This window comes from Variovorax sp. 679 (genome assembly GCF_003952185.1).
Lineage (GTDB): Bacteria > Pseudomonadota > Gammaproteobacteria > Burkholderiales > Burkholderiaceae_C > Variovorax.
This window is the reverse complement of sequence record NZ_RXFS01000002.1, coordinates 587,813-602,710: the sequence shown is the minus strand read 5'-3', so window position 1 is coordinate 602,710 and position 14,898 is coordinate 587,813. Positions and strand designations below refer to the sequence as shown.

Sequence of the window (14,898 nt, the reverse complement as noted above, 5' to 3'; positions counted from 1 at the left end):
CGCACGGGCGCCACGGGAGTGCCGGGCCGGATTACCAGGACCAGGAGGCGCCGATGCCGCCGCCGATCTTGCCGCTGCTGCCGCTGCCGAAGTTCACCTTGATCTGCGCGCCTTCGCCGATGCGGAAGCTGGCTGCCGCGGCGATGGCCGAGCGGCCGTCGTAGGAGCCCACGCCCACGCCGATGCCGAAGCTCTTGCCCGCTTCGAGCGCCGGCACCGAGGCCGCGGCCAGCGCGATGGCCGCGCCGGTGCTGCTGGTCTTGCGCATGTCCTGCACCTCGTTGCGGACCTGGTTCAACTGCGACATGTTCGCGGCGTCCGTCGGCAGCACGCCAGGAGCCACGTTCTGCACGCGGCCGTTGGCGACCACGCCGTTGCCCGCCGTGATGGTGCCGCCCGCCGTCACGTTGCCGGTGACGTTGACCGTGCCCGCGTTCAGCGTCGTGACGTTGCCGGTCACGGCGTTGATCGTGGTGATGTTGCCGGTCTGCGTGTTCAGCACCGTGATGTTGCCGTTGGCGGCCGTGATCGTCTGGAAGTTGCCGGTGGTCGCATTCACCGTGCTGGCGTTCACCGTCGTCGCGCTGACCGTGTTGGCGGTCAGGGCGTTGATGGTGGCGCTGGCGGCCGACAGGTTGGTGGTGCTGACGTTCGTCGCGCTCAACGTGTTGATCGTGCCGCGGCTCGCTGTCAGGTTGGTGGTGCTGACGTTGGTGGAGCTCAGCGTGTTGATGGTGCCGGCGTTCGCCGTCAGGTTCGTCGTGCTGACATTGGTGGCACTCAGCGTGTTGATCGTGCCGGCATTGGCCGTGAGGTTCGTGGTGCTGACGTTGGTGGCGCTCAACGTGTTGATGGTGCCGGCGTTCGCCGTCAGGTTCGTCGTGCTGACGTTGGTTGCGCTCAACGTGTTGATCGTGCCGGCGTTGGCCGTCAGGTTCGTGGTGCTGACGTTGGTCGCGCTCAACGTGTTGATCGTGCCGTTGTTGGCCGTCAGGTTCGTCGTGCTGACGTTGGTCGAGCTCAGCGTATTGATCGTGCCGTTGTTCGCCGTCAGGTCCGTCGTGCTGACGTTGGTTGCGCTCAAGGTATTGATCGTGCCGTTGTTGGCCGTCAGGTTCGTCGTGCTGACGTTGGTTGCGCTCAACGTGTTGATCGTGCCGTTGTTGGCCGTCAGGTCCGTCGTGCTGACGTTGGTCGCGCTCAGCGTGTTGATGGTGCCGTTGTTGGCCGTCAGGTTCGTCGTGCTGACGTTGGTGGCGCTCAGCGTGTTGATCGTGCCGTTGTTGGCTGTCAGGTCCGTCGTGCTGACATTGGTCGCGCTCAGCGTGTTGATGGTGCCGTTCGATGCCGTCAGGTTGGTGGTGCTGACGTTGGTCGCGCTCAACGTGTTGATCGTGCCGTTGTTGGCCGTCAGGTCCGTCGTGCTGACATTGGTCGCGCTCAGCGTGTTGATGGTGCCGTTCGATGCCGTCAGGTTGGTGGTGCTGACGTTCGTCGCGCTCAACGTGTTGATCGTGCCGTTGCTGGCCGTCAGGTTCGTCGCGCTGACGTTGGTGGCGCTCAGCGTGTTGATGGTGCCGTTCGATGCCGTCAGGTTGGTGGTGCTGACGTTGGTCGCGCTCAACGTGTTGATCGTGCCGTTCGAGGCCGTCACGTTGGTGGTGCTGACGTTGGTGGACGTCAGCGTGGAGATGCTGCCGGTGTTCGACGTCAGGTTGGTGGCATCGATGTTGGTCGAGGTGATGCCGGTCGCCAGCACGTTGGTCGAGGTGATGCCGGTCGCCATGATGTTGATCGACGTCAGCGACTGGATCGTGCCGTTGCCCGACGACAGGTTGCCGGTGGTCACGTTGCCCGCGCTGACCGTGCTGGACGTGATGCTGGTCGCGCTCAGCGTATTGATCGTGCCGTTGGCGGCCGTGATGGTGGTCGTGGCCAGGTTGTTGATCGTGCCGTTGGTGGCCGAGACGTTCGTGGCGCTGACGCTGCCTGCGGACACGGTGCCTGCAGTCAGGGTCGCCGTGCTGATGCTGGTGGAGGTCAGGCTGGTCACGGTGCCGGAGCCAGCGGTCACGGTGCCGGCGCTGACGTTGGTGGCGGACACGGTACCCGCGCTGACGCTGCCTGCGGACACAGTGCCTGCCGTGAGGGTAGCTGCGCTGATGCTGCCCGCGGAGACGGTGCCTGCAGTGAGCGTGGCGGTGCTGATGCTGGTGGAGGTCAGGCTGGTGACGGTGCCGGAGCCAGCGGTCACGGTGCCGGCGCTGACGTTGGTAGCGGACACGGTACCTGCGGTGATGCTGCCTGCGGACACGGTGCCTGCCGTGAGGGTAGCCGTGCTGATGCTGGTGGAGGTCAGGCTGGTGACGGTGCCGGAGCCTGCAGTCACGGTGCCGGCGCTGACGTTGGCAGCGGACACGGTACCCGCGGTGATGCTGCCTGCGGAGACAGTGCCTGCCGTGAGGGTGGCCGTGCTGATGCTGGTGGAGGTCAGGCTGGTGATGGTGCCTGAGCCAGCGGTTACGGTGCCGGCGCTGACGTTGGCAGCGGACACGGTACCTGCGGTGATGCTGCCTGCGGACACGGTGCCTGCGGTGAGCGTGGCGGTGCTGATACTGGTGGCGGACACGGTGCCCGCGCTTACGCTGCCTGAGGACACGGTGCCTGCACTGATGCTGCCTGCCGACACGGTACCTGCGGTGAGGGAGGTCGTGCTGATGCTGGTGGAAGTCAGGCTGGTGGCTGTTGCCGAGGTCGCGCTCAGGCTGGTGGTGGTTACGCGCGTTGCGGTGACGCTGGTTGCCGAGACTGTGCCTGCGGTGATTGCGTTGGTGCTTATGCCGTTGTTGGTTGCGACTAGGACGCCGCTGTTGTTGCCGTTGTTGTTGTTGCCGCCGACGTTGCCGGCATTGACTTCCTGGCCACCGATGGTGACCTGGGCGTGTGCGACAGGCAGCGTCATCACATATCCGGCGCTCAGGAGCACCGTAGCGAGAAGCTGGCTCACGCCTGGACGGCGAACAATGAAAGAGCGAACGCTGGGACGCTGGGATGTAGTCATTTGGACTTTCTTCCTTGGAGAATCAGTTGCCATTTCTGGTCTTCCAGGCGCCCTCGTCGCCATGGAAGCAGGGTTGGGTTTCATCGAGTTACCCAATGCAACCGATGCTAGGAATCGAGGTCATCGCTGAACATCACCGGGATCCGTAGTTCTGGATGTATGCATGCAGGTCGTCGAAGCATCGACAGATGCATGCATGGCCCGCGAAACCAATGCACATGCGGCTTCGCGGGCATCGCGCAAATCGCGTGGTGACGTTTCGATACGCGATTGAGGGCGCGTTTCGTGTGGCGCGGTGCTACGTAACACGCGCGGTAACTCGCACGTAACAACGACGCAAAAACGGCCCTTCGAGGGCCTGCGCGAGCCCCTGCTTTTCAAGCCGTTCGAGGCAATTTCTTCAACGAAATCAAAGTACTACACGCACTGAAGCGGCGTGCGTGGCCGATGTTCGCCCGCGTGGGCATCGTTCCTGCGGTATCTGAAACGAAAGACAACATTTCGATGCTGCCCACAGGGTAGCCAGAGAGCCGGAGGACGTCGCGTGATCAATTTTTTCTTGGGCATCGGCAACGCATGCGGGACTGATCAAGTCCGCTGCGCGGAGGCAGGAGAGCGGACATGGAAATGAACATCCAATACACCGCCGCGAGGCCGGTGCCTTCGGCCGCGCAGTTGTACGGCGGCGTCTTCCATGCCGCGCTGATCGTCGCGGACGATGCCATCTGTGCCGACCGCATGCGGCGCATCCTCTGCGATCTCGCGCCGCATCGCCGCGTGGTGGTCGCGTCGGGGCGTGCCGAGGCATTCAACTTGTTGGCCGCCTTGCCCTATGACCTCGTGCTGGTCGACATGCGCCTGCCGGGCAACGACGGCGTCGCGGTGCTCCAGCACACGCGCCAGGCCTATCCGCGCATAGAGAGCGTCGGCATGTCGGCGGCCGACGACCAGCAACTGGTGAATGCCGCCATCGCCGCCGGCGCCATCGGTTATCTGCTGACCGAGGCAGATGATGCGGAGCTTGCCTATCTGCTGCGCTCCATCGAGCGCGGCGGCTCGCCGATGGACTCGCGCATCGCGCGGCGCATCCTCGGTTCGATCGCCGCTTCCGCGAAGGCGCGCACGATCGAGGCCATTCGTGTCCAGGGGCAGGCACCGCAACAACAACAGCAGCAGCTCCATCAGCAGGAGGCATCCGACTCCAGGCTGCCGCAGGGGCTCCTGTCGCCCCGCGAACTCAAGGTGCTGCGCCTGATCGCGCAGGGCTGGAGCAACCGGCAGATCGCCGAGGCGGTGTACCTTTCGGTCAATACCATCGAGTTCCACGCGAAGAGCATCTATCGCAAGCTCTCCGTCAAGTCGCGGACCCAGGCGGTCCACGAGGCGATGCAGCACGGTCTTCTGAACTGAAGTCCCCGCGGCGACAGCCCCCTGTCGCCCCCGGCGGGCGCCCGCGAATGCGGCGCGCCTTGCCGTCGTTCGCCGGCCACGCGCATGGCAGCCATTGAATATCCCTTTAGCGCCCCGCTACAATCGCGGGTTGACTCCTGCTCCAGCGAAGAAGACAAGAGGATCCCCCCATGAGTGACATGAACTCCGGCTCGAGCCGGATCGACACCAGCAAGCGGACTTGGCTGATTGCATCAAGCTGTGCCGGCGTGGCGGGTGGCGTGGCCACCGCCATCCCCTTTGTGAGCACCTTCCAGCCTTCCGAGAAGGCCAAGGCTGCCGGCGCTGCGGTCGAGGTCGATATCTCGGCGCTCAAGGTCGGCGAGAAGATCACCGTCGAATGGCGGGGCAAGCCGGTCTGGATCCTCAAGCGCACCCCCGCGCAGATCGCCGAACTTCCCAAGCTGGACGGCCAGCTGGCCGACCCCCTCTCCAAGCGTCACCCCGACGAATTCACCCCCAAGTACGCGCAGAACGAGCACCGCTCGATCAAGCCCGACGTGCTGGTCGTGGTCGGCATCTGCACCCACCTGGGCTGCTCGCCGACCGACCGCTTCCAGGCCGGTCCGCAGCCCTCGCTGCCGAACGACTGGGAAGGCGGCTTCCTCTGCCCCTGCCACGGTTCCACTTTCGACCTGGCCGGCCGGGTCTTCAAGAACAAGCCAGCGCCCGACAACCTGCCGGTGCCGCCGCACATGTACCTGTCGGACACCAAGCTCCTGATCGGTGAAGACTCCAAGAAGGCCTGAGGCGGAAGAAGAACATGGCTGAATTCCACGAGATTTCCCCCAACGCACCGGCCAGCGAGAAGCTGCTGAACTGGGTCGACAACCGCTTCCCGCTCAGCAAGCTGTGGAACGACCAGTGGGGCAAGTACTACGCGCCGAAGAACTTCAACTTCTGGTACATCTTCGGCTCGCTGGCAATGCTGGTGCTGGTGATCCAGATCGTCACCGGCATCTTCCTCGTCATGCACTACAAGCCCGACGCGAACCAGGCGTTCGCATCGGTCGAGTACATCATGCGCGACGTGCCGTGGGGCTGGCTCATTCGCTACATCCACTCGACGGGCGCCTCGGCGTTCTTCATCGTGGTGTACCTGCACATGTTCCGCGGCCTCATGTACGGCAGCTACCGCAAGCCGCGCGAGCTGATCTGGGTGTTCGGCTGCGCGATCTTCCTGTGCCTGATGGCCGAGGCCTTCATGGGCTACCTGCTGCCCTGGGGCCAGATGTCCTACTGGGGCGCCCAGGTGATCGTGAACCTGTTCGCCGCCATCCCGTTCATCGGCCCCGACCTGGCCCTGCTGATCCGCGGCGACTACGTGGTGAGCGACGCCACGCTGAACCGCTTCTTCAGCTTCCACGTGATCGCCGTGCCGCTGGTGCTGCTCGGCCTGGTGGTCGCCCACCTGATCGCTCTGCACGAAGTGGGTTCGAACAACCCCGACGGCATCGAGATCAAGGCCAAGCGCGGCCCCGACGGCCATCCGCTGGACGGCATTCCGTCGCATCCGTACTACACCGTGCACGACATCTTCGGCGTGGTGGTGTTCCTCACGATCTTCTCGGCGGTGATCTTCTTCGCCCCTGAAGCCGGCGGGTACTTCCTCGAGTACAACAACTTCATCCCGGCCGATTCGCTGAAGACGCCGAACCACATCGCCCCGGTGTGGTACTTCACGCCGTTCTATTCGATGCTGCGCGCGACCACCGACGACATGGTCAACGTGTTCTCGCTGATCATCGCCGCGGCCGCCCTCTGGAACCTCTTCAAGGGCAAGTCGGGCATGGGCCTGAAGATCGCCGGCCTCGTCGTGGCGCTCGTGGCCATCTTCCTGCTCAAGACCTTCGACGCCAAGTTCTGGGGCGTGGTCGTCATGGGCGGCTCGGTCATCATCCTGTTCTTCCTGCCGTGGCTCGACCACAGCGAAGTCAAGTCGATCCGCTACCGTCCGGGCTGGCACAAGTACGTGTACGGCCTCTTCGTGTTCTTCTTCCTGATCCTGGGCTACCTGGGCATCCAGCCTCCCGGCGTCTGGGGCGAGCTGGCCATCGGCTCGTTCAAGCTGGACATCGCGCAGACCATCTCGCAGATCGGGACGCTCGTGTACTTCGGCTTCTTCCTGCTGATGCCGTGGTGGAGCCGCAAGGGTGAGTTCAAGACCGTGCCCGAGCGCGTGGTCTTCGCCGCCCATTGAGACAACCAGAAGCGCAAGAGAGCTGAGAGAAACACGATGAAGAAAAGCATTTCCGGCTGGCTCGCGGTCCTGGGGCTGGCTCTGGGCCTGACCTTCTCCGCGGCGGCATCGGCCGAGTCCGAGGGCGTCGCGTGGGACAAGGCTCCCAACAAGACGACCGACGTGGCAGCCCTGCAGAACGGCGCCAAGCTGTTCGTCAACTACTGCCTGAACTGCCACTCCGCCGCCTTCATGCGCTACAACCGCCTGCAGGACATCGGCATCACCGAGCAGCAGATCAAGGACAACCTTCTGTTCACGACCGACAAGGTCGGCGAAACCATGAAGGCCAACATCGACGCGCGACAGGCCAAGGACTGGTTCGGCACCACGCCGCCCGACCTGACGCTGGTCGCCCGCTCGCGCGCCGGCCACGGCGGCACCGGCGCCGACTACCTCTACACGTACCTCCGCACCTACTACCGCGACGAAACCAAGGCCACCGGCTGGAACAACCTCGTGTTCCCCAGCGTTGCCATGCCGAACCCCCTGTGGGAACTGCAAGGCGAGCGCCGCCCGGTCTATGCCAAGGTCGAGCAGCATGGCCATGAAGCCGATGTGTTCACGGGCAAGTGGGAGCAGGTCACGCCAGGCACCCTGACGCCCGTGCAATACGATGCGGCTGTCGGCGACCTGGTGAGCTACCTGCAATGGATGGCCGAACCGGCACAGAACACCCGAATCCGCATCGGCGTCTGGGTGCTGCTGTTCCTGGCCATGTCGGTGGTGTTCGTGTGGAGGTTGAACGCCTCGTACTGGAAAGACGTCAAGTAGTTCCGTCCACGCCGACCGGATACCCTCGTGGCATCCGGTCCCACAGAGTGGGTTGCCAACGCGACCCACTCTTTTTGATTTTTAGGAGTCTCTTGCCATGATGGTCTTGTATTCAGGAACGACCTGCCCCTTTTCCCACCGCTGCCGCTTCGTGTTGTTCGAAAAGGGCATGGACTTCGAGATCCGCGACGTCGATCTCTACAACAAGCCCGAAGACATCAGCGTGATGAACCCGTACGGCCAGGTGCCGATCCTGGTCGAGCGCGACCTGATCCTGTACGAGTCGAACATCATCAACGAGTACATCGACGAGCGCTTCCCGCATCCCCAGCTGATGCCCGGCGACCCGGTCGACCGCGCCCGCGTGCGCCTGTTCCTGCTCAACTTCGAGAAGGAACTCTTCGTGCACGTCTCGACGCTCGAGAACCGCACCACCAAGGGCAACGAGAAGGCGCTGGAAAAGGCCCGCTCGCACATCCGCGACCGCCTCACGCAGCTGGCGCCCGTGTTCCTCAAGAACAAGTACATGCTGGGCGACAACTTCTCGATGCTCGACGTGGCCATCGCGCCGCTGCTGTGGCGCCTCGACTACTACGGCATCGACCTGAGCAAGAACGCGGCACCGCTGCTGAAGTACGCAGAGCGCATCTTCTCGCGCCCGGCCTACATCGAGGCACTGACCCCATCTGAAAAGGTCATGCGAAAGTAAGTAAGCTTCGTGCCTGCTTTCTTCGCTTTTCGCTGTCTTTCATGATCAACGCGCTCGAGTCGTCCTCCACCCGCCCGTACCTCATCCGGGCGCTGTACGAATGGTGCACCGACAACGGGTTCACGCCCTATGTCGCGGTGCAGGTCGACGACACCGTCCAGGTGCCGCGCGAGTACGTGAAGAACGGCGAGATCGTGCTCAACATCAGCTTCGACGCGACCAGTTCGCTCAAGCTCGGCAACGACTTCATCGAGTTCAAGGCCCGTTTCGCGGGCACGGCGCGTGAAATCAGCGTGCCGGTGGGGCGCGTGATCGCCATCTACGCGCGCGAGAACGGGCAGGGCATGGCGTTTCCCGCGCCGGCACCGTCGGTTCCCGCGGATCACGACGATGGCCAGGCCCCTGCCGCGCCTTCTTCGCCCCAGGGTCCGGCCCGCATGCCTTTGCGTGACGCCTCGCGCGGCGCCGAAGGCGATGCCGGCAAGATCGTCCACCTGGTGACGGGCGAAGACGCCGACGAAACGGTCGACGCAGGCTCGCCCGCCGATCCGGTCGACGAGCCGCCGCGCCCGCCGGCCGGGGGCGGCGCAAGGCCTTCGCTCAAGCGCATCAAGTAGCAGGTGACGGCGGCCGGGCACCCCGGCACCACTGGCTAGAATCACGCACTGGAATTCCGCCGCTTTAGCTCAATTGGTAGAGCACCCGCCTTTACTACGTAATTGAGCGCCTGTTGCCTTTGAGACCTTTCCCAGCGCTATGATGCGCCCCGCTTTGGGGTGTTTGGCTGTTCTGAGCTGCCTTGTCAAAGGCGAGTAGCAGGAGGGGGTCTGGGGGAGGATGAAGGCTGTGGATAACTTTACGCTGGAGCGTTGGCGCTCTCTGGACGCGGCACGGGTGCTCGCGGCGTTGGCCGCGCACGCCAAACTGGACGCTGCCTACGTGCCTGCTACGTCCGCCCTGTCGACCAGGTGGCATGCAACCGTCGGCGGCCAAGATTTCGAATTGCTCCTGACTGGACCGAAATTCTGGGATACCAGGAATGCCAAAGGGGGCGGAGGCGCAGTCGACCTGGTGATGCACCTGGAGCGCCTGAGTTTCAAACAGGCCTCTGCGCGGCTTGTCGGCCTTGGCCTCTAGGGGCGCTCCATGATTGTTTCCGTCCCTGGGCGCCCGGGCGTAGCCTTGGTTCAACCGAGCACTGGCCTCCCCCGCTTTTGGGTCACCGTGTGGCTTGCGACGCTCGCTGTACGCGGGAACCGAGACGTGACACTGAGGGCAAGCCTGCGCCACATTGGCTGGTTCTATGAGATGTGCGACCGTCGGTACGGCGCGCATTCGTTGGACCGGGCGCTTGGCGAAAACAGGGCTGACGCCGTGCTTTCCATGGTCAGCGACTTCTACCTCGAGCTTACTCAGGACACCGCTGTCACGAATGCCACCGTTGTTCGGTGGGGAACCGTGCGCATTTTTCTCAAAGGCCTGGTCACGCAACTTCTCACGCGCTCGCCAGCCTGGGAAAGCGTCGACGCCTACCTTGAATCGGTCGGAAAGATTCGTCGTCCAAGCCGCGGTAAGTTCCGGTTTGTCCGTGCCCTGCCAGACTCAGTTTTGGCGGAGCTTCTGCAGGTTGCACATCCAGATAGCGACAGGAATCCTTTCGAGGATCCGGGCGTCAGGTTTAGGAATTGGCTTGTCTTGCACTTGCTGCTGCTTGGCGGCCTTAGGCGAGGCGAAATGCTTCTGCTGGTGCTGGATTCCCTGAAGCACGATGTGGATCACAAGACCGGGCAGCTCACGTATTGGCTGGATGTGACGAGCACCGAAGAAGACGATGAGCGGGCGACGCGGCCGAGCATCAAGACCGAAGCATCACATCGGCAAGTCCCTATATCGAATGACCTGGCTGCGCTTTATGAGTACTACGTCAATGACGTCCGTGGGGGCGGAGAAGATAGGACCGCTTACTTGATTACTTCGCTTAGGGGAACCGCTCTCTCCGCGGAATCGGTGACGAAGATTTTCGAGGATTGGACAGCGGCATTGTCCGAAGATTCGCGTGAGCGGTTTCGAGTCCGATCAGGAGGGAAGAAACATATCTCCCCTCACGACTTGCGCCACACCTGCGCTACCGCGCGCTACCCAAGCTTCTTGGCAAAAGAGCGTGACAAAGAACTGGCGCTCCAGCGGATGCGCGCGTTCTTCGGGTGGGCGATCGAGTCCGAGATGCCGGAGCTATACGCAAGATCTGCGATTCAGGACGACTTGCTTCGTACCTGGAATGACCTGTTTGACAAGCAAGTACTGGGTTTGCGAGGACTGCAGAAATGAGCGCAGTGGAACATGTGGTCACTGCGGTGGTTCCCGAGGTCAAGCCCGGTGGTGTCTTGAAATGGCGATGGCCCGACTGCCCGAATTCGATGAGCGTCTACGACAAGTACGCCGAGGTGAGTGCGACGTTGCATTTGAGTGATGGCACTTGGGCCATACCGGTGCGCGGTCGGCAAGAGCAATTCCGATTTGCTGAGGGAGAGGTAGGCCTGCTCCAGCGAAAGCTGATCATCCTCACCCAAACCGATGCAGCTGGCGCGACGATCACCAAGTTCACGCGTTCTCTCATCAACCGATGGGGCATCTACTCAAATCTGCTCGAGCAGGGTCCCGACGCAGTTCGAGTCGTCTGGGATGCTGAAGTCTTGGACGTTGACACCGCCAAGGCTGGAAAGACCCTTCTGAAGTTGGTGACCAAGGCGCGCCTTGGCAGTTGGACGCCTATACACCATCACTTAGTCACCTCACTAAGCACCCGAGCTCAAAGTGTTCTGTTGGCTCAAAGAGGAAAGCTCAAGCGCAGAGAAAAGCTGATTCCGGCCAGCACGCAAGCCAACATCGTCAGCACGCTGGACGATGCCGCGATAACTGTGGATCTACCAGAAGAAGTGCTTGAGGGGATGTCTGCGCTTGCGTTGATGTTCCAACACGGCATGCGCCCTGTCCAGTTGCTGGCCGTGAGGCTTGAGCACGTGCCTGAGCCGTTTAGGGACGCGGCCGGAGATCTCGTGCTTGTCGTGTCATTTCATGCTGCCAAGCAAGCAGCTGGCGCAGAGCCGGAGGAGTTGGTTCGGATTGTCAAACCGGAGTGGGTATCACTGGTGAACAGGCTGCGGCTTGCAGCGATCGCCGCCGGGCGAAATCGATTGTTCTTGTCGACGTCGGCGGACGCGCTGTGGAAGAGCCTGAAACAGGCGTGCAAAGCGCGGGGCCACAAGGTCAATTTCACGGCGAACTACCTGCGGCACACCTCAGCGCAGAGTCTTGCCGACGCGGGCCATGCTCGTAAAAGCATCCAAGGCTTCCTCGGGCATTCAACCATCAATGCTGCGACTACCTATCTTCGCGCTAGTCGGCAGCAGGGCGAGTTGATCAACAAAGCGCTGGGGGCGTCCAAGCTCTACGAGAACATCGTTGCTATCTCCAGGGGCTCCTTCATCTCTGTCAAGCAGCTTGAGGAGGCAGATGAAGACCAACAGATTGGAGGTATTGTCGGCGCCCGGTTGATCGCGGGGATTGGACTCTGTCGCGGAGGCCAATCAGGATGTACCTACAACCCAGTTACCTCATGCTATGGATGTCGGCGATTTCTGCCTGTGGCACAGGTCCAACCGCACGAGGAAGCGATTGCGGGCATGCGCGAGCAGGTGCAGGTCTACCTTGATGACAGCAAGGCCCAAGAAAGCCCTGCCTTCATGCAGTTGACGACGGCTTTGTCGGGCGCTCAGCAAGCGATACAGCTGGCCAAGTCGATCGAGGCTGAGAGCAATGTCTGATCTTCTAAGTCATTTCCGCCACCGGTCCGCCGCGCCCGCCGCATATCTCCGTTTTGTCGAAGACGCACAGGTATTTGCCCAGTCCAAAGGGGCGGTGTGGGAGATCGTATATGACGAGGCTGGTGATCCAAGCCCGGGCACTGAATGGGACTTGAGAACGCTCACGGACAGCCATGCTCGCTATTCGTTCGCTCTTGGGTCTTTCGCCGTCAATGATGTCGTGCGAGCGGCGGCGCGGGCGGCAGGGTGGGCCGAGGCCTCGCTGCCATCAAGCGCTGTACTGGAAGCCGAGGTTCGGAGCTTCGTCAGAGCGTTAGCAGTCAGCGAATGTCGAGATGGGGGCGATCCCAAAACGATCGCCGACCTTGCACGTCTCATCAAAGCCCTGTTTTCCGCGATTTGCAAGGCTCCCTGGGAGATGGGATCAGCCGACCTGGAAAGATTTATAGCCCTTAATCTGTTCGGCATCCGAGGAGAAAGGCACATCAGGAGGTTCGCACGAGTCGTAAACGAGCATTTGCTGTCGTCGTCCTGCCCGTTAATCGCGCCGGAAGTCAGGGCGGAGAATTGGAACGGACTACATGCCTCCTTGCTGGATCGCAGCAAGGAAGATCGGTTGCCCGATCGAGAGTCTCTGTATGAGCTCGCCCGAATCGTGTTCCAGGCGGTGCCGCAGACCCATAACGATCTCATCCGATTTCATGCGACGCGGATCATGATCCTCACGGGGCTGCGCCTGATGGAAGTCCTGTTGCTCCCAGCAGACTGCCTTCGTTGGGAGGATCATCTTGACGTTGTCTCAGGGGTGCCTGCCGGGGATGTTGGCGGTGTTTCTCGAACGCTACGCCTGCGGTACTTCGGGGAAAAGAGGGAAGAAACAGCACCAGACCTTCTTGTCGAAGACGAGCAATGGGTGCCAAACCGGTTCCAAGCCGCCGTGGCCCTGGCGGTGACGGAGGTGCAAGTTGCGACAGCCGGCTTGAGACGTGTCCTAGCCGGTCAACATGAAGGCGGAGTGCTTCCTGAGGGATCCGATGCCAGAACATTTAAGACGACCGCCGGGCACAAATTGATCGCGGCAGATCTTCTCTTCCTAAAGTCGGGCAGCCAGCGAAACGTCCCCATGACAGTGCTCGACGATCACGCGGTCACGACGCTATCTCCAAACTCGATGTACTTGGCGCTGGGCCTGCAGAAGAATCGCCTCAGTTCGTCGTTCTTCGTGCGATACGGTGACGCTGCCAACGAATGGATGTCGGTCAAACCGCATTCGCTGCGACACCTCATGAACACCGAACTCTTCAGGCTGGGAGTACCGGACACGGTCATCACCCAGCAGTTCGGCCGGACAACTGTTGCACAGAGCTATGAGTACGATCACCGCTCACTTGCTGAGAAGCTTGAGTTTGTTCGCATCCCGAGCGTCGCAGCAGATGTGATCAAGCCTGGGAGCCCGCAGGAGTTGATCGCCAAGATGGTGGTCGGCGGCATGGTTCCGACCAGTCATATTGCTCAGAGCTTTAAAAGCATTCAAGCAGCAGCCGGCGATGAAGCGGCTTACCGCTACCTGGCCGCCAGTTCCGATGGTTTCCACGTGACACCCTATGGTTTCTGCGTGAACAGCTTCTCGATGAACCCCTGTGCAAGGCATCTGAAGTGCTTCGACAAATGCAAGCACTTCGCAGCAAGCGGACTTCCCGAGCACACCATTACCTTGCAATCGCTTCGCGATCAGCTCGCGGTGATGCGCGCTGCTGCGGCGTCAAAGCCGGCCAAGACGGTCGGCCGCCGCAATCAAATTGCCCACGCCGATACTTTGCTGGCTGGTGTTGACGCGGCGCTCTGTGCGGCGCCAAGAACACTCGTATTCGGCGGCGACATTGACCATTCGCGGCCGCGCGAGGATGTGCTGTCATGAGGGTCACGGTTGATCCTTCCCACGAGGAACTTACCCAGATCCTCTGTGCCCTGCTGGCGTCAGACGTTGACATCACGGCGAGAGAGATTGCAAGACGGCACTCGTCGCTCAAAGACGCGTCTGCTTTTACGCGCCACAAACATAGGGCCGAACTGATCGGCATCTATCAGCAGCGGCAGAACGATGCCCGAAGCGTTCGCTCAGGTCCCAGCGTGCAGAAAGCCGCGGGGCTGGCTGAGCAACTCGACGCGAAGTCGGCAGAGATCAAGGAGCTGAAGCAGCAAGTTCAGAATCTCGTCGCTTCCCACGCTGCATGCGTGAGGGCCGTGATGCAACACGGCGGGATGCAGGCCCTGCAGAAGTTCTGGAGCGACTATCAACCAATTGCTCAGTCGTTGAACGCGACTGGCGCGATCCCTCCGGGCGCTCAGGTCATACCGATCGGCGGTGCCCGTGAGCCAAGATCCACGCCCGAGAGTGACGGGTAGCCAAGCTATACTTGAAAGCAAGATTTGAATGCCGGGTTAGCTCAGTTGGTAGAGCAACCGCCTTGAATCTGCCTGGTTCGTAAACGCAGGCAGTACGAGTGCCCCGCTGGAAACGGCGGGAGTAGAGCCCCTCAAATTCGGGGAAAGCTAAAGCCACCAGTGGCCAAGCCAATCCCGAGCCAAGCCCGAAAGGGAAGGTGTAGAGACTAGACGGGGGGAGCCTAAAGCGGTAGCCAGGGCTAAGGGATAGTCCAGACCACGAACGATATGGCGGCGAAAGCCGAAGTGGTACGGTAAGCGGTAGGTCGTCCGTTCGATTCGGACACTCGGCACCAGCTTCAAATCAATCGCAACACCCCTAGATGTGAAATGCAACGGGTGACGTGATCGCCCTGGGATCCTGAATTGCAACACCTCTGATTACGTGGTGCGCCTT

At 61.7% G+C, this 14,898-nt stretch carries 11 protein-coding genes; 10 read left to right on the top strand and 1 reads right to left on the bottom strand.

Translation table 11 applies throughout. The features are described from left to right. Positions 1–31: 31 nt before the first annotated feature. The gene (locus tag EJO71_RS06770; protein WP_240651286.1) at positions 32–2,962 is read right to left on the bottom strand and encodes an S-layer family protein; all 2,931 of its coding nucleotides are present in this window, start codon (positions 2,960–2,962) and stop codon (positions 32–34) included. 720 nt (positions 2,963–3,682) lie between these two features. Between EJO71_RS06770 and EJO71_RS06765 the strand changes: the two genes are divergently transcribed. The 10 genes from EJO71_RS06765 (at position 3,683) to EJO71_RS06715 (ending at position 14,462) form a co-directional block, all read left to right on the top strand. After that, a complete protein-coding gene (locus EJO71_RS06765; RefSeq protein ID WP_125947541.1) occupies positions 3,683–4,471 on the top strand; it encodes a response regulator transcription factor in 789 nt (262 codons plus the stop codon). A gap of 170 nt (positions 4,472–4,641) precedes the next feature. After that, positions 4,642–5,259, top strand: coding sequence for a ubiquinol-cytochrome c reductase iron-sulfur subunit (petA, locus tag EJO71_RS06760; RefSeq protein WP_125947542.1), 618 nt, complete (start codon positions 4,642–4,644; stop codon positions 5,257–5,259). Positions 5,260–5,273: 14 nt separating this feature from the next. Next, the gene (locus EJO71_RS06755) at positions 5,274–6,710 is read left to right on the top strand and encodes a cytochrome bc complex cytochrome b subunit (RefSeq protein ID WP_125947543.1); all 1,437 of its coding nucleotides are present in this window, start codon (positions 5,274–5,276) and stop codon (positions 6,708–6,710) included. Positions 6,711–6,746: 36 nt separating this feature from the next. Then, entirely contained in the window at positions 6,747–7,523 is a 777-nt protein-coding gene (locus tag EJO71_RS06750; RefSeq protein WP_125947544.1) for a cytochrome c1, read from the top strand. Positions 7,524–7,620: 97 nt separating this feature from the next. Further along, positions 7,621–8,232, top strand: coding sequence for a glutathione S-transferase N-terminal domain-containing protein (locus EJO71_RS06745; RefSeq protein WP_007835362.1), 612 nt, complete (start codon positions 7,621–7,623; stop codon positions 8,230–8,232). Positions 8,233–8,273: 41 nt separating this feature from the next. Next, positions 8,274–8,849 carry a ClpXP protease specificity-enhancing factor gene (locus EJO71_RS06740; protein WP_125947545.1) on the top strand — a complete coding sequence of 192 codons (576 nt, stop codon included), beginning with the start codon at positions 8,274–8,276 and terminating at the stop codon, positions 8,847–8,849. 646 nt (positions 8,850–9,495) lie between these two features. Then, entirely contained in the window at positions 9,496–10,560 is a 1,065-nt protein-coding gene (locus EJO71_RS06730) for a tyrosine-type recombinase/integrase (protein WP_240651287.1), read from the top strand. After that, complete coding sequence (locus EJO71_RS06725; RefSeq protein ID WP_125947547.1) at positions 10,557–12,056, top strand: site-specific integrase; 1,500 nt, start codon at positions 10,557–10,559, stop codon at positions 12,054–12,056. The genes EJO71_RS06730 and EJO71_RS06725 overlap by 4 nt, the downstream gene beginning before the upstream one ends. After that, positions 12,049–13,974 (top strand): hypothetical protein, encoded by a 1,926-nt coding sequence (locus tag EJO71_RS06720; protein WP_125947548.1) that lies wholly within the window; start codon positions 12,049–12,051, stop codon positions 13,972–13,974. Before EJO71_RS06725 ends, EJO71_RS06720 begins: the two co-directional genes overlap by 8 nt. Continuing rightward, positions 13,971–14,462, top strand: coding sequence for a hypothetical protein (locus EJO71_RS06715; RefSeq protein ID WP_125947549.1), 492 nt, complete (start codon positions 13,971–13,973; stop codon positions 14,460–14,462). The genes EJO71_RS06720 and EJO71_RS06715 overlap by 4 nt, the downstream gene beginning before the upstream one ends. Positions 14,463–14,898: the final 436 nt, after the last annotated feature.

Bases quoted from the DNA above. Each gene is read 5' to 3' on its own strand.
- EJO71_RS06770 (WP_240651286.1), bottom strand. From the start codon at position 2,962: ATGACGCTGCCTGTCGCACACGCCCAGGTCACCATCGGTGGCCAGGAA.
- EJO71_RS06765 (WP_125947541.1), top strand. From the start codon at position 3,683: ATGGAAATGAACATCCAATACACCGCCGCGAGGCCGGTGCCTTCGGCC.
- petA (WP_125947542.1), top strand. From the start codon at position 4,642: ATGAGTGACATGAACTCCGGCTCGAGCCGGATCGACACCAGCAAGCGG.
- EJO71_RS06755 (WP_125947543.1), top strand. From the start codon at position 5,274: ATGGCTGAATTCCACGAGATTTCCCCCAACGCACCGGCCAGCGAGAAG.
- EJO71_RS06750 (WP_125947544.1), top strand. From the start codon at position 6,747: ATGAAGAAAAGCATTTCCGGCTGGCTCGCGGTCCTGGGGCTGGCTCTG.
- EJO71_RS06745 (WP_007835362.1), top strand. From the start codon at position 7,621: ATGATGGTCTTGTATTCAGGAACGACCTGCCCCTTTTCCCACCGCTGC.
- EJO71_RS06740 (WP_125947545.1), top strand. From the start codon at position 8,274: ATGATCAACGCGCTCGAGTCGTCCTCCACCCGCCCGTACCTCATCCGG.
- EJO71_RS06725 (WP_125947547.1), top strand. From the start codon at position 10,557: ATGAGCGCAGTGGAACATGTGGTCACTGCGGTGGTTCCCGAGGTCAAG.
- EJO71_RS06720 (WP_125947548.1), top strand. From the start codon at position 12,049: ATGTCTGATCTTCTAAGTCATTTCCGCCACCGGTCCGCCGCGCCCGCC.
- EJO71_RS06715 (WP_125947549.1), top strand. From the start codon at position 13,971: ATGAGGGTCACGGTTGATCCTTCCCACGAGGAACTTACCCAGATCCTC.